The sequence below is a fragment of the Capnocytophaga cynodegmi DSM 19736 genome, from assembly GCF_000379185.1.
Lineage (GTDB): Bacteria > Bacteroidota > Bacteroidia > Flavobacteriales > Flavobacteriaceae > Capnocytophaga > Capnocytophaga cynodegmi.
Genome location: NZ_KB900737.1, coordinates 53,102 through 73,169, shown reverse-complemented (window position 1 = coordinate 73,169; position 20,068 = coordinate 53,102). Strand labels below are relative to the sequence as shown.

Genomic DNA, 20,068 nt, shown 5'->3' with positions numbered 1-20,068 from the left:
AGGTGAATATTTTTGGACTCTTTATTTTTATAGTGAACTTTGTTGTGCAGTTAACTTCATTTAAACATAACTTTATGGAATCAAAAACATTTTTTCTGATGCTTTCGTTTTGGTTCTCCCTCTTACCTATCTTCGCTCAAGAACGGATAACAGTAAGTGGTGTTGTTCGTGAGAAACAAACGAATCTGCCCATACTAGGGGCTAATGTCGTTGTTAAAGGTACCAGTAAAGGTATAACAACTGACTTTGAAGGAAACTACGTTCTGAGCAATGTTCCTCGTAATGGAGTTTTGATATTCAGTTACATAGGAATGCAAACACAAGAAATTGCCATTAATGGTCGTTCGCAAATTGATGTGCTACTTGTTGAAGACATTGAACAACTTAAGGAGGTGATTGTCATTGGGTACGGAACAGCTCAAAAACGAGATTTAACAGGTTCAATTGTAAGTATTAAAGCTGATGAAATTGCAGACAGACCCTCTACCAATCCATTAGCTTCTGTACAAGGAAAAATAGCTGGTGTACAAGTTGTTAATACAGGACGTGCGGGACAAGACCCAGAGATTCGCATACGAGGAACAAACTCTATCAACGGCTACACTCCGCTTTATGTTGTAGATGGATTATTTACAGATAATATCAACTATCTTAATCCATCTGATATTGAATCTATGGAAGTCTTGAAAGACCCTTCTTCATTAGCTATTTTTGGGGTTCGAGGGGCTAATGGTGTTATTATCATCACAACCAAAAAAGCTAAAAAAGGACAGACTGTGGTGAATATCAACTCTTCACTGGGGTTGAAAACTATCAATGATTATATCCAAATGGTAGATGGTGCAGAATTCAAGGAATTATATGCTGAACAATTACTTAACCAAAAAGCTGCTCCATTTGATTTTTCTCGTTGGTCTGCGAACACCAACTGGCAGGACGAAATCTTTCAAAAGGCTTGGATTTCAAATCACAATTTCAGCATTTCAGGCTCTAGTGAAAGGAATAAATTTTACTTAGGAGCTGGTTATTTGAAAGAAGAAGGCTCTATAAAATATGAAGAACTTTCACGTATCACACTCAATCTGAATAGCGAATACAATCTCACAGATTTTCTTCGAGTAGGTTTTCATATAAATGGAGCTAAAAGCCTTCCGCCTGATGCAAAAGGAGTTTCTGGAGCCCTAAGAGCTGCCCCTATTGCTCCTGTGTATGATACTTCGAGTGGGCTTTTACATACATTACCCGACTTTCAACGAGCTCAAGTGTGGAACCCTTTAATTGATGTCAAAACCAAAGCAAACCACAACAAAGCTGTAAATCATAGAGTTGCTGGAAATATATACGGAGAGGTGGACTTTCTGAAAAATTTTTCATTCAAAACAACTTTGTCGATGGACTATCGAGTTGGTGAAAATAGATTTTTTAATCCTATTATCTGGGTATATAATCCTGATATTTCGGATAAAGAACGTCTTTCGGATTATGAATCTATCTCACAATCCAAAGCAACCACGACAACAGCTCAATCCGATTATATTCTAACTTACAAGAAACAATCAAAAGAACATAACCTTACAGCAATTGCGGGAGTAACTACAAATTACATCGAACATTCTTCTCTTTCTGGTGAACGTAGTCAGCATTTTAATGACATTATCTTCTCAATTCCTGATAATGAAAATAAATGGTGGATATCATCAATAGATAAAACTCGTTCTGAAAACGGTTCTTCTCAATACAAACGCTTCACAATGTCGTACTTGTTCCGAGCTTTGTATAGTTATGATAATCGTTATTTACTGAATGCTTCTTTCCGCCATGATGGAGCTTCTGTTTTCCGAAAATCAGGGAATACTTGGGATAATTTCTATTCGGTAGGAGCTGGTTGGGTGATTAGTCAAGAAAATTTTATGAAAAACCAAAAAGTAATTGATTATCTTAAAGTTAAAGGCTCTTGGGGTGTATTAGGAAGTCAAAACACAGGAGGTTACAACTATCCTACTCATCCGATACTTATCAACTCAGGAAGTGCTGTTTTTGGCGATAGAATCATCACAGGATATGCTCCAAAATACTTAGTTCAAAATTTAGGGTGGGAGAAAACACGCGCTTGGGAAGTTGGGTTAGAAATACGTTTACTAAACAACCAGCTCACGTTAGAACCTACTTACTACAACAAAAACACTAAGGATCTAATTGTACTTTTATCGGGAATTGCTGGAGCAAACAACGCTTTGGAAAATCTGGGTGAAGTACAGAACAAGGGTTGGGAAATTTCAGCAACTTGGAGCAGAAAAAAAGAAAATTCTGACTTTACCTACTCTATTTCAGGAAACTTTACAACTATTGACAATAAAGTAATCTCTTTAGGAAGAGGTCCTGATGATGCCATCTATGCGGGGTCTTATGACGTAGCTCGTTCCTTAGAGGGATACCCTATTGGGCATTTCTTCGGATACAAAGTTGCAGGGGTTTATCAAAATTATCAGGATATTGCAACCTCACCTGTAAACAAACTTCAAACTGTAGCTCCTGGGGATTTAAAATTTGTTGACACCAATAGCGATGGAGAAATCACTCCTGCAGACCGTGAAATGATTGGAAATCCAACTCCTGACTTCACATACGGAATTAATTTGAATGTAGAATACAAAAATTTCGATTTCGGTATGGAGTTTATGGGAGTTTACGGAAATGAAATCTATCGGGGTTGGGGTGAAGTTGGCTATGCAACTTTGAACTATATGAGCAAACGTATGGGAAGATGGCGTGGTGAAGGCACTTCAAATTGGGAACCTATCATAGACCCATCCAGAGCCATCAACCGAATGAATTCAAATTACTTCATTGAAGATGGAAGTTTTTTTAGAATCCGAAATATACAGTTAGGATACACCCTTCCTACTCAATATTCGGAACGCTTTAAACTGAAAAAATTCCGCATTTTTGCGAATATTCAAAACCTAAAAACGTGGAGTAAAAATACAGGATACACCCCCGAAATAGGAGGTTCGGCATTGGCTTTTGGCATTGACACAGGCACATATCCAATGCCAATGATTATGACTTACGGAATCAACATAACTTTCTAAAAACAAAAAAATGAAAAGATATATTTCATCAATAACAGTAATGCTTTTGGCAGCAATTCTATCTATTGGATGTTCCAATCTGCTAGATCAAGAACCTCAGGGAGAATGGATTGATGGAGATCAAAAAGCAGGTTCGTACGAAGCTGACATCTTCACAATTTATGGAAAATTGCGAGGATACAACCTTACAGCGGGATTACCTCCTTTGGCAATACACGGCTTTCGTTCAGAAGATGCTGAAAAAGGTTCAACAGCTTCTGATGGTGCCGAACAAGCAAGAATGTTTGACGATTTTGAATATGTAGCAACTAACGGAATGATTTCAAGTTATTATACAGCAAATTACGAAGTTATACACCTAACAAATACAGTAATTGATAAAATCAAAAATGCTAATCAATCATCTCTCACCGATGGAGATAAAATCAATAAAGCTGAAGCCCATTTTTTCCGAGCCTTTGCCTATTTTAACTTGGTACGTGCTTTTGGTGAAGTTCCTCTGATTGATTTTGCCGTAAAAAACGCAGAAGAGGCAAACAAACCCAAAGCTAAAATTTCTGACATTTACAAACTAATTGACACTGATTTAACAATCGCAGAAGAATTTTTACCTAAAAATTGGGCGTCCGTATACATAGGAAGACTCACTTGGGGAGCTGCACGTGCTCTTCACGCTAAAACGTATTTGATGCGTAATGACTGGCAAAATACGTACACTGCTGCTTCGGATATTATCAATTCAGGAATTTATAATTTAAATACTGCTTACAATCAGATTTTCAGGGAAGAAGGAGAAAATAACAGCGGTTCCATTTTTGAAATTCAATGTACAGCCAACGCTACACATCCTGGCTCCAACGAAGTTGGAAGCCAATTTGCTCAAGTGCAAGGAGTTCGTGGAGCTGGTGAATGGAATTTGGGATGGGGTTGGCACACTCCTACACAACTATTAGCAGATGCTTTTGAAGCAGAAGACCCACGAAAGAATGAAACATTGCTCTACTTCACCAAAACAGGAGAAAATCAAAATGACATACCTGCAAATAGCCCTTACAATGAAAAACCCATTGCCAATGCTGCAGTAGTAAACAAATATTATAACAAAAAAGCCTACACAAATCCTTCTCTAAGAGCTCAGTATACTAAAAGTGGTTTTTGGTATAATATCCGACTGATTCGTTATGCCGATGTGGTTCTTATGGCAGCTGAATCTGCAAATGAATTAGGAAATTCAGGACAAGCTGTCATTTATCTAGAACAAATAAGAGCAAGGGCAAGAGCTGGAAATAATTCTATCCTACCTGAGATAACAACCACCAATCAAGTGGAATTACGCAATGCCATTCGGCACGAACGTCGTGTGGAACTCGGTATGGAATTTGACAGATTTTATGACTTGGTGCGCTGGGGCGTTGCCCAAGAAGTACTTCACGCTGCTGGAAAAACGAACTATCAACCTAAACACGAGTATCTGCCTCTGCCTCAGAAAGAAGTTGACCGTTCCAACGGTGTTCTAATTCAGAATCCTAATTACTAATCTACAAAAATAAAAAGAAATGAAAACGTTTACATATCTCATTGTTTTTATAGTTACCTTAGCAATGCAATCCTGCTTTCAGGATTTAGAGCAAAACCCTGAATTCAATTATCCACAGCAACCACCTCCTCCTGCTTATAGCTCTCAAAAATTAGCTCTCTCCTTTGAGAATGAAGCAAAAGATGGAAGTAATTATAAAATACAAACGCAAGTAATGGGTAAAGGAACTTTTACCGATGGAAAAAAAGGAAAAGCTTTTCAGGGAGCTGACGATGCCTATATCCTTATAACTCCCAATCCTGCTGCATATCCTGGAGATATAAGTGTACGCGACACAATTGCTAATCTGAGAAACTTTACGGTCGCTTTTTGGATGAAAACCAATCAACCTGAAGCTGCTACTGGAATTTTTTCCATTTCAAACACAAAAAAATTCTGGGGAAACTTAGATATCTTTATGGAAAAATCGAAGGAAGATGAGGCTTTTTTTAAAATGCATCTTTACAATGGAGCTGTAGAGAAATGGGTTGGAAATGCAAAAATAGCTGGTGCTGTAGGTGATTGGGTACATTTAGCATTTCGTTATGACGCTAAAAAAGAATCTCTTGAAATTTTCAAAAACGGAGAAATGGTTATTAATCAAGACTTTTCAAACTTTGGAGAAATCGTGTTCGACGATATGGGGCAATTAGTTATCGGTACCTTACAATTTCAAACTAACCCTAGTTTAACCTCTGCCACCGAATCACAAAGCTGGGCAAGAAATTACTTAGGTTTATTAGATGAATTTCATTTCTATAATAAAGCTATTTCTGATACCGAAATTAAAAAATTGGCTAACGAAAAATAATCGTTTTTATGAAATTCTATATATCAATCTTACTTTTAATGTTCTCTTCAAAATCATTCTTCGCACAAAATGATAGCTTTTCCAAAGAGATTTTTGTCAGCAAAACAAAAGATTCTCTGAAGTATAGGTTATCAACACCTGAAAAAGTAGAAAAAGGGAAAAAATATCCATTGGTGTTGTTTTTGCACGGAGCGGGAGAGCGAGGAACGGATAATGAAAGTCAACTTCGTAATGGAGGAACACTCTTCTCCAATCCTTCGAATCGGGAAAAATTCCCTTCGTTTGTGTTGTTTCCTCAATGTCCTCCTGATTTTTACTGGCCTATTGACAAACGACCTGCTCAAGGATTTATGGATAAAAACCCTTTCGAAAAAAATGCTCCCATATCAACTCAATTGAAATTGGTAGATGAATTACTCACAAATTTCATAAAAAACAACCCGATAGATGAAAATCGTATTTATATTATGGGGCTTTCTATGGGAGGTATGGGTACATTTGATTTTGTGTGTCGTTTTCCCAATCGTTTTGCAGCTGCAATTCCCATCTGCGGCGGTGTAAACACATCGTGGCTTAAGGAATTTAGAGGGAAAACGAAATTTCGAATTTATCACGGAGATATAGACTCTGTGGTTTCGGTTGAATTTTCTCGCGAAGCTTACAAAGCTCTAAAAGAAAGTGGCAATGATGTAGAATACATTGAGTTTTATGGTGTTGGACACAATAGCTGGCATCCTGCTTTCAATATGCCTGATTTCTTACCTTGGCTATATCAAATAAAAAAATAAGCATATGAATTTCAAAAAATATATGTTGATTGGTGGGTGTTTCCTTTTGGGAATTGTGGGTTGTAACGATAAAAAAAATAATCCTTCTAACACAATCAATTCCTCTCAAAGTGAAAAAAACCGACCTATGGAGTTTGCCTCTGACGAAGCCTTTCTTGATTTCATACAAAAAGCTCATTTTAACTATATGTGGGAAGGAGCGGAAGAAAATTCGGGATTGGCTTGTGAACGTATCCATATTGATGGCAACTATCCTATGAGCGACCAACACATCATTACCACAGGAGGTAGCGGATTTGGCATTGCAGGACTTGTGGTAGGGATGGAACGAGGATTTATCACTCGTGAAGATGGATTAAAACGTCTTACAAAAATTGTTTCTTTTTTAGAAAAGGCTGATAGATTTCACGGCGTTTGGTCTCATTGGATTGATGGAAGAACTGGAAAAACTAAACCTTTTGGCACGAAAGATAATGGCGGTGATTTAGTAGAAAGCGCTTTTCTGATACAAGGATTACTTTGTGTAAGGCAATACTTTAAAGATGGTAATGAACCTGAAAAACAATTAGCTCACCGAATTGATAAGCTCTGGAGAGAAATGAACTGGACGTGGTATTTAAACGGAAAAGATGTTTTGTACTGGCATTGGAGTCCACAATATGAATGGCAAATGAATTTCCCTCTTGAAGGGTACAACGAATGTTTAATAACTTATATATTAGCAGCTTCGTCTCCCACTCATTCTATTCCTGCTTCAGCTTACCATAATGGCTGGGCACGAGGAGGAAACATCAAAACGGATAAAACTGCCTACAATCTTCCTCTAATCCTTAAACACAATGGAGCAGAAAACTACGGAGGACCTCTTTTCTGGGCTCACTATTCCTATATCGGATTGAATCCCAAAGGGCTAATCGATGATTATGCAAATTATTGGGAATTAAATAAAAATCATTCACTGATTAATTACAATTATTGTGTAGAAAATCCTAAAGGCTACAAAGGCTATGGAAAGAATTGCTGGGGACTTACAGCAAGTTACTCTGTTGACGGATATGCTGGTCACACTCCAATGACTAATGACAAAGCAGTAATCACACCAACAGCAGCCCTATCAAGTTTTCCGTATACTCCCAACGAATCTATGTCGGCTTTAAAACATTTCTATTTTGGCTTAGGAGATAAAATATGGGGCAAATATGGCTTCTATGATGCCTTTAGTGAACAACACAACTGGTATCCGCAACGTTATCTGGCTATTGACCAACTAACAATTGCTCCAATGATTGAAAATTATCGTACAGGACTTTTATGGAAGTTATTTATGAGTTGCCCTGAAGTACAAGAAGGATTAAAGAAACTAGGTTTCAGAGTTTCCTCAATATAATTTTCATACCTTTGCTCTTGTTTTCTTTTTAAAAAATACAATGTAATTATGGCAAAATTGAAATTCATAAGTATTATCGCTTTAGCTTTAAGTTTATTTAAATGTGGCAGAACACCATCATCGAGCTCAAATTGGAATAGTTTCAGTGGAGACAAAAACATTGAACGTAAGGTTGATTCAGTCCTAAATTTGATGACTTTAGAAGAAAAAATTGGACAAATGTCGCAATTTTCGGCTAACTGGTCGGTTACTGGTCCTGTGATGCCCGATGATTTTCAACCTTATTTAGAAAAAGGATTAGTCGGAAGTATTTTCAATGCTGTCACAGTTGAGGGAATTCGGAAAATGCAAGAAATTGCTGTTGAAAAAACACGTTTGGGCATTCCTATCTTATTTGCTTATGACGTCATTCACGGATACAAAACTATCTTCCCTATGCCAATGGGAGAAGCCTGTTCTTGGAATCTGGAATTAATAAAAAGAACTGCTCAAATCGCCGCAGAAGAAGCTGCTTCCGATGGTTTGCACTGGACGTTTGCTCCAATGGTAGACATTAGTCGCGATCCTCGCTGGGGACGTGTAATGGAAGGTGCTGGTGAAGACCCTTTCTTAGGAAGTGCCATTGCCAAAGCTCGTGTTGAAGGTTTCCAAGGCGGAACTGACTGGCGTTCACTCAAGGAGACCAACACTGTACTAGCGTGTGCAAAGCATTTTGCAGCTTATGGTGCAGCCGAATCAGGGAGGGATTATAACACTGCTGAACTCTCCGAGCATACGTTACGCAACATCTATTTACCTCCGTATGAAGCAGCTAAAGAAGCTAATGTAGTAACTTATATGGCTTCATTCAATGATGTGAATGGAATACCAGCAACTGCCAACAAATGGCTGATGAGCGACATACTACGTGGAGAGTGGAATTTCAAAGGTTTTGTAGTCTCTGATTACACAGGAATTAATGAACTTGTACCACACGGAGTTGCTGAAAATGACAAACACGCTGCCCAGTTAGCAGTCAATGCAGGTACTGAAATGGATATGACGGGCTCTACTTACATAAAATATCTCAAGCAATTGGTAGAAGAAGAAAAAGTTTCTGAAAAAACCATTGATGACGCCACTCGAAGAATTCTGGAGATGAAATTTTTGCTCGGATTGTTTGAAGACCCATACCGATATTTAGATGAAAATCGAGCTAAAAATACTATTCAAAAACCTGAATTTATGGAAACTGCTCGGAAGGCAGTAGCTGAGTCGGCAGTACTACTAAAAAATGACAATAATTTGCTTCCCATCAGAAAAGATTCCCCTAAAAAAGTAGCTCTCATTGGTGCTATGATGAAGGACTCCATCAATCTCAATGGAGAATGGCAAGGTAGAGGCGACAGAAATCAATCCGTATCTCTTTTTAAAGGTCTTCAGGAGGTGTTTCGGAATAGTTCTGTGCAATTTTCTTATGCACAAGGCTGTACACTTACCGAAGCCACCTCAAAAAGTGTGAATGAGGCAGTAACTACTGCTAAAAATTCAGACTTAATTTTAGTAGCTTTAGGTGAAGATTTCAATTGGTCGGGAGAAGCTGCTTCGCTGACTGACATACGATTACATACCGCACAAAGGGAATTACTAAAGGCTCTAAAACAGGTTGGAAAACCCATAGCTTTGGTTATTTTTAGCGGTCGTCCGCTCGATTTGAGCTGGGAAAACGAAAACATTGATGCTATCTTACAGGCTTGGTTCCCAGGAACACAAGGCGGATACGGAATTGCAGATGTTATCGCGGGAGACTACAATCCATCAGGGCGACTGGTTATGTCTTTCCCACGAAACGTAGGGCAAATCCCTGTCTATTACAACCAAAAAAACACAGGACGACCTGTAAACTTTGACAATCCTCAGGGAGATTACCGCTCTAAATACGAGGACTCACCTATTACCGCTCTGTATCCATTCGGTTATGGACTTAGTTACACAACTTTCTCTATTTCAGATGTAAAATTAGATAAAACAGTTATGGAACGTGGCGGAAAAATTACAATAACAGCTAAAATCAGCAATACAGGAAACACTGACGGAGAGCTGGTTACTCAATTGTATGTCCGAGATTTAGTGGGAAGCGTAACACGACCTGTGAAGGAACTGAAAGGCTTTCAGAAAACAGCTCTAAAAGCAAGAGAATCCAAACAAATTCAATTTAGCCTCACTGAAAAAGACTTGAAATTCTACGGGATTGATATGACAAGAAAAGCCGAAAGTGGGAAATTTAAATTGTGGGTAGCTCAACATTCAGCTGACAATGCTAATGAATTGGAGTTTGAACTAAAATAAAACTTTTCATTCTCCCCTTAATATTCATATCTTTGTCGCAAAAAGAAATTTTGATGAATCGTTCAAAAATTGTCCTAATTACAGGAGCTACCTCAGGGATTGGGAAGGAAACCGCTTTGTTACTTACTCAAAAGGGGTTTGTAGTTTATGGCACAGCCCGAAATGTCGAAGGCAAAAATCTGCCCTTCAAGTTGTTTCCAATGGATGTACGTAGCCAAGAAAGCATCTCACAAACGGTAAAAGCCATTCTTGCAGAAACTGGAAAGATAGATATTCTTATTAACAACGCAGGTGTGGGCATTACGGGGGCTGTGGAAGAAATCCCAATGGAAGAGCTTCAGAATGTTTTTGCCACCAATTTTTATGGAGCCATTGCACTGATGCAATCCGTCCTGCCATCAATGCGGGAACAAAAAGGCGGACTTATCATCAATATTACGTCCATTGCGGGATATATGGGATTGCCTTTTCGAGGTGCATACTCCGCAAGTAAGGGTGCTTTAATGCTAATGTCAGAAGCCTTGCGAATGGAAGTGAAAAACTTTGGAATTGAGGTAACTACCATTGCTCCAGGCGACTATGCCACCGATATCGCTTCACGCAGATATCACGCTCCTGTAAAGGAAAATTCAGCGTATGCGGAAAACTATCAAAAGTCATTGGATTTGATGAATCAGCACGTAGATTCGGGAGGTAATCCTACTGAAATGGCGGAGAAAATCTTTCAAATCATCAATACCCCAAAACCCAGCGTACATTACAAACAGGGAAGTTTTCTACAGAAATTCTCAATCGTTCTGAAGCGAATATTACCAAGCAAAGTATACGAAAAAATGTTGATGAATCACTACAAATTATAGATTATTTCTGAAGGTTTTTAGTAAAAATCAGTAATAACAAGTATCTGAAAGTCAATAATTCATTTTAAATAGTATGAATTTATTGACTTTTCTTATGTTTCTACTCCAATATCAACAAGATAATCAGCCAAGTAACGTAATTCCTTTTTAAAATCTTCCTACATTAACTTTACGTACAAACCAAATGAATATTTTAGAAATGATTTTCTTTTTTCTCACCAAAAGAAATATATTTGCAGAACTATTCATCATTTGAATAGAATTTTTAAATAATTCGAATATTTGTAAAATTCAATGCATTGGCTAAGTGAAGTTTTTATATACCAAAAAGTTGTTTTATTTCCACTTACCGATGCACTTAGTTATGTATCACTTAATTAGTATTTTATTATGAAATTTTTTATTGACACAGCTAACCTAAACCAAATCCGTGAAGCACAAGATTTAGGAGTTCTGGACGGAGTAACTACCAATCCGTCACTTATGGCAAAAGAAGGAATTACTGGTACGAATAACATCTTAAAACACTATGTAGATATTTGCAACATTGTGGACGGAGATGTTTCTGCCGAAGTAATTGCTACAGAATTTGACGGCATTGTAAAAGAAGGTGAGATGTTAGCCTCATTACACGAACAAATTGTAGTGAAAGTCCCGATGATAAAAGATGGAATAAAAGCCATTAAGTATTTCTCGGACAAAGGCATACGAACCAATTGTACGCTGGTATTTTCCGCAGGTCAGGCACTATTAGCAGCCAAGGCTGGAGCTACATATGTTTCGCCTTTCATCGGAAGATTGGACGATATTTCAACCGATGGACTGACTCTGATTGAAGATATCCGATCGATTTATGATAACTATAGTTTTGAAACTGAAATTTTAGCTGCTTCTGTTCGCCATACAATGCATATTATGCAATGTGCCAAAATAGGTGCGGATGTGATTACAGCTCCTCTATCAGCTATCTTAGGCTTACTCAAACATCCTTTGACCGACAGTGGCTTAGCTCAATTTTTAGCAGATTATAAAAAAGGAAATTAACTAACAATGAACAATTTTAAGAGTTATACTATATAAAATTGTTCATTAAATTAATTGTAAATTATTAATTATAACATATGAATTGGCAAACTGTAAAAGAATACGAAGATATTACTTATAAAAAATGTAACGGCGTGGCAAGAATCGCCTTTAACCGACCAGAAGTACGTAATGCTTTCCGCCCAAAAACCACCTCTGAGCTTTACGACGCTTTCTATCACGTGTACGAAGATGCGAGTGTAGGCGTGGTAATCCTCACGGGGGAGGGACCCAGCCCCAAAGATGGCGGACACGCTTTTTGTAGCGGTGGCGACCAAAAGGCTCGTGGGCATCAAGGTTATGTGGGTGAAGACGGCAGACACCGACTCAACATATTAGAAGTACAGCGACTTATCCGATTTATGCCCAAAGTGGTCATCGCGGCGGTAAACGGATGGGCAGTAGGTGGCGGACACTCGCTTCACGTAGTGTGCGACCTTACCTTAGCCAGTAAAGAACACGCCATTTTCAAACAAACCGATGCCGATGTTACCAGCTTCGATGGAGGCTATGGCTCGGCGTATTTGGCAAAAATGGTAGGACAGAAAAAAGCTCGTGAAATTTTCTTTTTAGGGCGAAATTACTCCGCACAAGAGGCTTTTGAAATGGGAATGGTCAATAAAGTAGTGCCTCACACTCGTTTGGAAGAAGAGGCGTATGAATGGGCTCAAGAAATCCTTGCCAAGTCGCCAACCTCAATTCGTATGCTCAAATTTGCGATGAACCTTACCGATGACGGAATGGTCGGGCAACAAGTTTTCGCTGGCGAAGCTACTCGCCTTGCCTATATGACCGACGAAGCCAAAGAAGGACGCAACGCCTTTTTAGAAAAACGAAAACCTGACTTCGGGGAGAATCAGTGGATTAGTTAAAGGTAATAATACTAACTTTATAAAAAATGATTATGAACGATATACGCGACATAAAAAGAACTATTAACCAAGAGATTATCAAAAAGATTTTTAGCAATAAAGATAGTGCTATTGAGTTTTTAACTCTTTATGAGCTTAAGGAAAAAGATTTGAGAAAGAAAAAATCTACTGAACTTTTTAATGAAATCGTAAAAGTTTGGAACTATGATGATGCTAAAGATAAAATTCGAGAGATTTTTAAGAAAAAAACTAAATTTATCAATGGACTGAATGGAGAACAAACTATAAAAATTCTCATAGATGAATGGAATAAAATGAATTTAGGAGCTATCTCTTGGCCTTTTTCACAAGGGCAATTTGATAATTTTGTACAACATCTTAATTCGGAACATAGCTCGCGAGATGTAAAAGATAAGAAAGTAAAATTAGCTGCCGTTAAATATCGTAGAATAAAAGAAATAAACACGGAAAGAAATGATTTTTTAGAAACCTTAGTCTTTTTGAAAAATGAAAATATCATTCCTACTTTGTCTCACAATAGAGGAGTGGATTTTTTTATCGATGGCGTGAGCTATGACCAAAAAGTAGCACGAAGTGTTACCAATCAGTTTAAAAGAGATTTTGGTGAAAATTGGAGAGATACAGCAATATCTCAACCTGAAAAAGTAGCCGAATATCTTTACAAATATCAAGATGAAGGTAGATTTGGTGCTTCCCCCAGATTATTTATCGTTTATTTAGATGAAAATATTTCTCCAATAAAAGTTCGAGAAATTATTGAGCAAACAAGTCTAGACAAACCATTGGAAATCACCTTTGATTTTGAACACAAAAACGGAGGAAGTAAAACTTACAAAACGCAAGCATTTGTAATTTTATTAAGGAACTAAATGAATTACATAGGCTCAAAATACAAACTTTCGGAATTTATCAAACAAGGAGTGTATTCAGTTGTTGGAAAAGATTTATCCAATAAGGTTTTTTGTGACTTGTTCGCTGGAACTGGTATTGTGGGGCGAGTTTTCAAAAAAGAAGTAAAACAAGTTATTAGCAACGATATAGAATATTATAGTTATGTTTTAAATAAAAATTATATTGAAAATCATAAGCCATTAGATTTTTTATCTCACATCTTTGAATTGAATTATTTAAAGGGAATAGAAGGTTTTATTTTTGAAGAATATTCTGAAAACGGAAGAGCAAATCGACAATATTTCAAATCTGAAAACGGAAAAAGAATAGACGCAATCCGACAAAAAATAGAAAGTTGGAAAAATAATAATGAAATTTCTAATGAATTGTATTTTTTCCTTTTAGCCTCTCTTTTGGAAAGTGCTGATAAGGTAGCGAATACGGCTTCTGTCTATGGTGCATTTCTAAAACACATCAAAAAATCGGCACAAAAAGATTTACATATTGAACCTGCGATTTTTATAGAAAATGAAAATGAACATCTTGTATTTAATAAAAATGCAAATATTCTCATAAAAGAAATTGAGGGAGACATTTTGTACCTTGACCCTCCTTATAATACTCGGGAATATGGGGCTAATTATCATTTGTTGAATACAATTGCAAAATATGATTGTTTTCAGCCAAAAGGTAAAACGGGACTTAGAGATTATCAAAAATCAAGTTTTTGTAAAAAGAATGAAGTGGTACAAGCTTTCGAGAACTTAATAAAAAATGCCCATTTTAAATATATTTTCCTGAGTTATAATAATGAAGGGTTAATGCCTCCTGATGTTGTTAGAGAGATTATGAAAAAATATGGAAGATATGATTTATTTTCTACCGATTACCAAAGATTTAGAGCTGATAAAGAAGAAAATAGAAACCATAAATCCGATAAAACCACCGAGTACTTACATATTTTAGAAAAATAAATTTGTAATCATAATCAGAAAACAAACTATTACAATTAGAAACTAACCAGCAATCAACAGAAATGAACCAACAACCTCAAAAAACGAATCAACAAGTCACAGAAATGAATTATCAACCTTGCTAAGTCATTTCTGTAACTTGATTTATGATTTCTGACACTTGACAACTCATTTCTGAAGCCAGATATATCATTTCTACACCTTGCTAATCGAAAAAATAGAGTAGATATACAAAAAATAAAATAGTACTAACCATAAAAACTAAAAGACGAGTTACTTAACTCGTCTTTTATATTAATTTTCAATTGTAATATATATATTTCTTAAACCCAACCTTTTTATTTTTCTTCAGATGGAGTAACACTCTCTGAAGTAGGTTTTTCTTGAGTAAGATTTTCTATTTTATTGGCTTTCTTTTCTTCTGCAATGGTTTTCAAATGCTTCACTTTCTTATACCACTGAGGAATTTTAGGCAAATCATCACCCAGCAAATATCCCCAAGGATTGAGTGAGGGAACATTATCAAAAATAACTTTAAGAATAGCTATAATAGGAATTGCTAAAAACATACCCCCTATTCCTGCGAGGCTTCCTCCCACTAAAATTCCAATAATGGAAGCAAAAGCATTGATTTCAACCTTTGAACTCACCACTAAAGGCACCAAAATATTATTATCAATAATCTGAACTACCACCGAAACGATAACTACTCCAAGTATTAAACTCAAATCAGGTGAGCCAGAAAGTGTTGCCAAAATGGTGATTGCACAAGCCAACAAATTACCCAGATATGGGATAAGCCCCAAAATACCTGTAATTACCCCCAGAAGGATTGCATTTTGTACCCCAACAATGGAAAGCCCAATCGCCGTTAAAGCAGCAATACTTAACACTTGCAAACATATCCCTATCAAATAACTCTGAACTGCTGTCTTGATGTTGAAAAGTATGTTTTTCAGACGTTGTTGGTCGCCTTCACCTATCAGTTTAGAAAGAAACGTAATCAAATGATTTTGGTAGAGTAAAAACAAAAACGCATAAATAGGAATCATTGCCATACTAAATAAAACATCTGAAAAAGAAGTGACAAGCATCGCTGCTGAACTTGTCAGAGCAGACTTAGTTTCTTCCCGAACCATATTGATATGCTGTGATTGGTCTACTTTACTAATTCCAAAAAAATCAGTCACAAATCTCTGCAAACGAGCCCAATGCGTTTCAATATTCTTAACTATGGTTTCAGTATCACTGGCAATGCCTCCAATTTCTACAGAAATAAATGTTGCTATCCCCAATATCAACACCACAAAAAGGAAAATAGTCACTAGCGAAGATATTGTATTGGGAAATCGACATTTTTTATTGAAAAATCGATTTATAGGACGTAGCAATATAGCAAAAAGCAACGCCATAACCAGAGGAACGATAATATCTCTACCCAAATAAAAGATAAAGAAAACAAGTACAATTCCAAGCAATGTAAATGCCAAACGAGCATAAAAAGGAAATGTAATAGTGTTTTTCATAACTTGTTTTGTAATTTTAAAATCTCTATTAACTTTTATAGTCTAAAAAATGGAGCAATCTAAACTTTTTCAACTCAAAAATTTAAATTGCTCCAATAACCTTAAAACAAAATTTTCTTGTAGTTTACCATTCAAGAAAATCTGTTCTTACATAGCCGCTTTATAAAGTTCTGCTACTCTGCTCCAATCAATTACGTTAAAGAAATTAGACACATAATCCCCTCTCTTATTTTGATATTTTAAGTAGTAAGCGTGTTCCCAAACGTCCATTCCTAAGATAGGCTGACCTGAAATTTCCAAACCTGGCATCAACGGATTATCCTGATTCGCAGTGCTTCCTACTTGTAGCTTACCATCTTTTACAACTAACCAAGCCCAACCAGAACCAAATCGTTTTGCTCCAGCTTCTGAAAATTGCTTTTTAAAATTATCAAAACTACCAAAATCACGATTGATTGCTTCAGCCAAAGCTCCTGTTGGTTGTCCTCCACCTTTAGGTGAAATTACATCAAAGTACAAATTATGATTGTAATATCCTCCCGCATTGTTGCGAAGTGCTGAATTACTCATATCCAAACCTTTCAACACTTGCTCAATAGTTTGTGTAGCTTGTGCCTTGCCTTCCACTGCTTTATTAAGATTGTTTAGATAACCTACATAGTGTTTTGAAAAATGAATGAACATCGTTTGTGCATCAATGTAAGAATCTACTGCGTTGTAGTCGTATTTCAGAGAAACGATTTTGAAAGCACCTTCATTGGCTTTTACATCAGTAGGTTTTCCATATTCTGATGATTTAGAACACGACTTGGCACACGATTCTTTCTTTGTACACGATTTTTCTTTCTTTTTTACCTGAGCATTAAGCTCTCCTGATGAAAATACAGCACCTGAAAGAGCCAATGCTGTCATAGGAATCAATTTTCTTAGTTTCATAATGATATTTTTTTCAAAAGTAATTAAAAATATATAATGTGAAATGTTTTTAACATTTTTTTACGTTACTAACTATTTGATGTGATATAATTCCGCCATTTTTCTATGCAGCGTGTCATATCTTCAGGCAGATTTGAATCGAATCTCAAAAATTCGCCCGTAGTAGGATGTTCAAAACCTAATGTCTTAGCGTGGAGGGCTTGACGTGGCAATACATCAAAACAATTTTCAACAAATTGCTTATACTTCGCAAAGGTTGTTCCTTTGAGAATTTTATTCCCTCCATAACGCTCATCATTGAAGAGAGTATGCCCAATATGCTTCATATGAACCCGAATTTGATGTGTTCTTCCCGTTTCTAACTTGCACGAAATCAGAGTTACGTATCCAAATCGTTCCAAAACTTTGTAATGCGTGATGGCTTCTTTGCCGTAATTCCCTTCAGGAAAAACGTCCATTTGAAGTCTGTCTTTTAAGTGCCTCCCTATATGCCCTTCTATCGTTCCCTCATCTTGCTCCACATTTCCCCAAACTAAAGCAATATACTCACGTTCAGACGTTTTATTGAAGAATTGTTGTGCCAAATGAAGCATCGCTTCCTCTGTTTTGGCTATAACAAGTAACCCACTGGTATCCTTGTCAATACGATGTACCAAACCAGGTCGATTACTGCTATTATTGGGCAGATTTTCAAAATGATATATCAGTGCATTAATGAGTGTTCCGCTATAGTTGCCGTGACCAGGGTGAACTACCATACCAGCTGGTTTGTTTACTACCAACAATTGGTCATCTTCATAAACAATATCAATAGGAATGTTTTCAGGAGTTAGTAAATACTCGTGTGGTGGGTGGGCAAACATTACCTTCACCTCATCGTTGGCTTTTACGCGATGGTTCGATTTTACTGCAACTCCATTAACAAATATATTTCCTTGTTTTGCAGCCTGTTGCACCTTGTTGCGAGTAGCATTTTCGACAAAATTCATCAAAAATTTATCTACACGGAGCGGTTCTTGTCCCTTCCCTGCTTTAAAACTGTAATGCTCGTAAAGTTCCTCTTCTTTTTCTAAATCTTCATCAAATTCTTGCATCTTATTCCAAATCTTCTACAGGGATAACAATTTCTTTTGTGTTGGGAATTGAGTCAGAAACTCCCATATTTTCCAGTCCATTTCCGCAAATCAAATCAATTTTTGAAGTTTTCATCAATTGTTCTCCTGGTTCGATTTTTTTTCCTTTGTGCGAAAGCTCAAGAACCATATCTTTCCCTATATCATCAACATAGGTAATCGTGCCCACATCAAGTCCAACAGATTTTAAAGTTGCTTCGGCACTACGACGCGTAATTTGAATTATCTTTGGAACGCTTACTTTTCGATACCCCGAAGGATTAATCGTTAAGTAAATTTTTCTGTTTTCCTTAACGTGCTCTGTGGGTTCTGGACTTTGGCTAATAACTGAAAAAGCTGGAAATTTTGGGTCATAATTTGTTGAGTCAAGCACTTCATAACGCAAATTATTTTCTTTCAAAATGAATTCTACTTCAGTTAGTGTTTTCTTTGTTAAGTCTGGAACCACGACATATTCTCCGTGATTTGTCCATACTTTCAAGAATTTCAATACCAGAAATGCTAAAATCACGAGAGCCAAAACAGCTAAGGACAAATGGAAAAATATGCTTTTTATTTTCGGATTTTTTACAATATTTTTTAACATAAATATTTAATTTAGGCAGAAAGTTGCACAAAAATAGCCATTATCTGCGTGATTTGTTATCTTCCATCAATCTGAAAGCAACCGATTGAACCAACGATAAACAGAGGCTGAAAAGCAAAGCACCAAAAAATCCGCTTACCTCAAAACCATTTACTAGTTCTGCAGCCAATAAAATAATTATTGCATTGATAACGAACAAAAAAAGTCCTAACGTAATGATTGTGATAGGAATAGAGATAATTTGTAAGACAGGCTTCACCAAAACATTTAAAATGGATAATACAAAAGCCACCAAAATAGCAGAAAAATAGTCTGAAATCTTCGCAATAGGAAGTACATTCCCTAATAGAAAGACAATAACAGCCGTAACAAGCAAACTTACGATATACTTCATAATCAATATTTTATATTTAAGAATTAAAAAAACTCAAAGTTCTTGCCAAAAATTCGGTTGGGTTTTGAGCGTGAAGCCAATGTCCTGATTTTGAAATCATTTCAATTTTTGCATTCGGAAAATGAGCTTTTATAAGTGACTCATCTTCAGGCATTACATATTCTGAAAACTCACCCTTAAGAAACAATGTTTTTCCTGCAAAAGTATTGTTTTTTGGCAATTCTACACCGATTTCAGATTCATTCTCCATCAAAGCATTCAAATTCATTCGTAATCCTAACTTTTCACGCGTCTCCCAATACAAATTTTTTAACAGAAACTGACGGACAGAAGCTTCACTAACATATAACGCCAATTGATTATCAGCCTCCGAACGAGATTTAACATTCTCAAAATCAATAGACAATAATCCTTTCAAAATTTCTCTATGATGTGGCGGATAGTACTTCGGGGCAATATCAGCTACCACCAATGAGCGAACCATCTTTGGATTTTCAGTAGCAAAAAGCATTGCTGTTTTTCCTCCCATCGAATGTCCTATCAAATCAAACTCAGTGATGGATTTCGATTGTGCGTAACGCTTTAAATCTTCCGCCAAAATAGGATAGTTAAATTCCTCAGAATGAAAACTATGACCGTGATTTCGTTGGTCAATCAAATGCACTTCAAATCCTTCTTCTGCATATTTGAGTCCTAAAGTTTTCCAATTATCGGACATTCCTAAAAATCCGTGCAGAATAAAAAGAGGTTTACCCTGACCAATAATCTGTGAATGTAGTATTTCCATTAACAAACTACTAAAATTATATT

Annotated in this window: 17 protein-coding genes; 11 read left to right on the top strand and 6 right to left on the bottom strand. The window is 36.6% G+C overall.

The features are described from left to right. Positions 1-74: 74 nt before the first annotated feature. From YW9_RS0110865 to YW9_RS0110815, 11 genes are all read left to right on the top strand, one after another. Complete coding sequence (locus YW9_RS0110865) at positions 75-3,092, top strand: SusC/RagA family TonB-linked outer membrane protein (RefSeq protein ID WP_018280199.1); 3,018 nt, start codon at positions 75-77, stop codon at positions 3,090-3,092. Between the two features lie 10 nt (positions 3,093-3,102). Further along, entirely contained in the window at positions 3,103-4,629 is a 1,527-nt protein-coding gene (locus YW9_RS0110860) for a RagB/SusD family nutrient uptake outer membrane protein (RefSeq protein WP_026193995.1), read from the top strand. A gap of 19 nt (positions 4,630-4,648) precedes the next feature. Further along, positions 4,649-5,479, top strand: coding sequence for a LamG domain-containing protein (locus YW9_RS0110855; RefSeq protein WP_026193994.1), 831 nt, complete (start codon positions 4,649-4,651; stop codon positions 5,477-5,479). Between the two features lie 8 nt (positions 5,480-5,487). Continuing rightward, positions 5,488-6,267, top strand: coding sequence for a carboxylesterase family protein (locus tag YW9_RS0110850; protein WP_026193993.1), 780 nt, complete (start codon positions 5,488-5,490; stop codon positions 6,265-6,267). 4 nt (positions 6,268-6,271) lie between these two features. Continuing rightward, complete coding sequence (locus YW9_RS0110845) at positions 6,272-7,654, top strand: glucoamylase family protein (protein WP_018280195.1); 1,383 nt, start codon at positions 6,272-6,274, stop codon at positions 7,652-7,654. Between the two features lie 48 nt (positions 7,655-7,702). Continuing rightward, positions 7,703-9,982 carry a glycoside hydrolase family 3 N-terminal domain-containing protein gene (locus tag YW9_RS0110840; RefSeq protein WP_018280194.1) on the top strand — a complete coding sequence of 760 codons (2,280 nt, stop codon included), beginning with the start codon at positions 7,703-7,705 and terminating at the stop codon, positions 9,980-9,982. A 53-nt stretch (positions 9,983-10,035) separates the two neighbouring features. Further along, entirely contained in the window at positions 10,036-10,842 is an 807-nt protein-coding gene (locus tag YW9_RS0110835; protein ID WP_040354165.1) for an SDR family oxidoreductase, read from the top strand. 390 nt (positions 10,843-11,232) lie between these two features. Continuing rightward, positions 11,233-11,886 (top strand): fructose-6-phosphate aldolase, encoded by a 654-nt coding sequence (gene fsa, locus YW9_RS0110830; RefSeq protein WP_018280192.1) that lies wholly within the window; start codon positions 11,233-11,235, stop codon positions 11,884-11,886. 77 nt (positions 11,887-11,963) lie between these two features. Then, complete coding sequence (locus YW9_RS0110825; RefSeq protein WP_018280191.1) at positions 11,964-12,797, top strand: 1,4-dihydroxy-2-naphthoyl-CoA synthase; 834 nt, start codon at positions 11,964-11,966, stop codon at positions 12,795-12,797. 32 nt (positions 12,798-12,829) lie between these two features. After that, on the top strand, positions 12,830-13,687 hold the full coding sequence (locus YW9_RS0110820) for a hypothetical protein (RefSeq protein WP_026193991.1): 858 nt from the start codon (positions 12,830-12,832) through the stop codon (positions 13,685-13,687). After that, positions 13,688-14,683 (top strand): DNA adenine methylase, encoded by a 996-nt coding sequence (locus YW9_RS0110815; protein ID WP_018280189.1) that lies wholly within the window; start codon positions 13,688-13,690, stop codon positions 14,681-14,683. Between the two features lie 338 nt (positions 14,684-15,021). Here YW9_RS0110815 and YW9_RS0110810 read toward each other — a convergent pair whose 3' ends face one another. The 6 genes from YW9_RS0110810 to YW9_RS0110785 all read right to left on the bottom strand — a co-directional run bounded on the left by YW9_RS0110810 (position 15,022) and on the right by YW9_RS0110785 (position 20,045). Then, positions 15,022-16,209 carry an AI-2E family transporter gene (locus tag YW9_RS0110810; RefSeq protein ID WP_018280188.1) on the bottom strand — a complete coding sequence of 396 codons (1,188 nt, stop codon included), beginning with the start codon at positions 16,207-16,209 and terminating at the stop codon, positions 15,022-15,024. A 147-nt stretch (positions 16,210-16,356) separates the two neighbouring features. Further along, a complete protein-coding gene (locus tag YW9_RS0110805) occupies positions 16,357-17,145 on the bottom strand; it encodes a superoxide dismutase (protein WP_018280187.1) in 789 nt (262 codons plus the stop codon). A 68-nt stretch (positions 17,146-17,213) separates the two neighbouring features. Further along, positions 17,214-18,239: an RluA family pseudouridine synthase gene (locus tag YW9_RS0110800; protein WP_018280186.1), complete on the bottom strand. Its 1,026-nt coding sequence runs from the start codon at positions 18,237-18,239 to the stop codon at positions 17,214-17,216. Position 18,240: 1 nt separating this feature from the next. Then, positions 18,241-18,864, bottom strand: coding sequence for a PASTA domain-containing protein (locus YW9_RS0110795; RefSeq protein ID WP_018280185.1), 624 nt, complete (start codon positions 18,862-18,864; stop codon positions 18,241-18,243). A 40-nt stretch (positions 18,865-18,904) separates the two neighbouring features. Continuing rightward, complete coding sequence (locus YW9_RS0110790) at positions 18,905-19,258, bottom strand: phage holin family protein (RefSeq protein ID WP_018280184.1); 354 nt, start codon at positions 19,256-19,258, stop codon at positions 18,905-18,907. Between the two features lie 16 nt (positions 19,259-19,274). After that, complete coding sequence (locus tag YW9_RS0110785) at positions 19,275-20,045, bottom strand: alpha/beta fold hydrolase (protein ID WP_018280183.1); 771 nt, start codon at positions 20,043-20,045, stop codon at positions 19,275-19,277. Positions 20,046-20,068 lie beyond the last annotated feature (23 nt).

Coding starts and splice junctions, on each gene's coding strand:
- YW9_RS0110865 (WP_018280199.1), top strand. CDS start 75: ATGGAATCAAAAACATTTTTTCTGATGCTTTCGTTTTGGTTCTCCCTC.
- YW9_RS0110860 (WP_026193995.1), top strand. CDS start 3,103: ATGAAAAGATATATTTCATCAATAACAGTAATGCTTTTGGCAGCAATT.
- YW9_RS0110855 (WP_026193994.1), top strand. CDS start 4,649: ATGAAAACGTTTACATATCTCATTGTTTTTATAGTTACCTTAGCAATG.
- YW9_RS0110850 (WP_026193993.1), top strand. CDS start 5,488: ATGAAATTCTATATATCAATCTTACTTTTAATGTTCTCTTCAAAATCA.
- YW9_RS0110845 (WP_018280195.1), top strand. CDS start 6,272: ATGAATTTCAAAAAATATATGTTGATTGGTGGGTGTTTCCTTTTGGGA.
- YW9_RS0110840 (WP_018280194.1), top strand. CDS start 7,703: ATGGCAAAATTGAAATTCATAAGTATTATCGCTTTAGCTTTAAGTTTA.
- YW9_RS0110835 (WP_040354165.1), top strand. CDS start 10,036: ATGAATCGTTCAAAAATTGTCCTAATTACAGGAGCTACCTCAGGGATT.
- fsa (WP_018280192.1), top strand. CDS start 11,233: ATGAAATTTTTTATTGACACAGCTAACCTAAACCAAATCCGTGAAGCA.
- YW9_RS0110825 (WP_018280191.1), top strand. CDS start 11,964: ATGAATTGGCAAACTGTAAAAGAATACGAAGATATTACTTATAAAAAA.
- YW9_RS0110820 (WP_026193991.1), top strand. CDS start 12,830: ATGAACGATATACGCGACATAAAAAGAACTATTAACCAAGAGATTATC.
- YW9_RS0110815 (WP_018280189.1), top strand. CDS start 13,688: ATGAATTACATAGGCTCAAAATACAAACTTTCGGAATTTATCAAACAA.
- YW9_RS0110810 (WP_018280188.1), bottom strand. CDS start 16,209: ATGAAAAACACTATTACATTTCCTTTTTATGCTCGTTTGGCATTTACA.
- YW9_RS0110805 (WP_018280187.1), bottom strand. CDS start 17,145: ATGAAACTAAGAAAATTGATTCCTATGACAGCATTGGCTCTTTCAGGT.
- YW9_RS0110800 (WP_018280186.1), bottom strand. CDS start 18,239: ATGCAAGAATTTGATGAAGATTTAGAAAAAGAAGAGGAACTTTACGAG.
- YW9_RS0110795 (WP_018280185.1), bottom strand. CDS start 18,864: ATGTTAAAAAATATTGTAAAAAATCCGAAAATAAAAAGCATATTTTTC.
- YW9_RS0110790 (WP_018280184.1), bottom strand. CDS start 19,258: ATGAAGTATATCGTAAGTTTGCTTGTTACGGCTGTTATTGTCTTTCTA.
- YW9_RS0110785 (WP_018280183.1), bottom strand. CDS start 20,045: ATGGAAATACTACATTCACAGATTATTGGTCAGGGTAAACCTCTTTTT.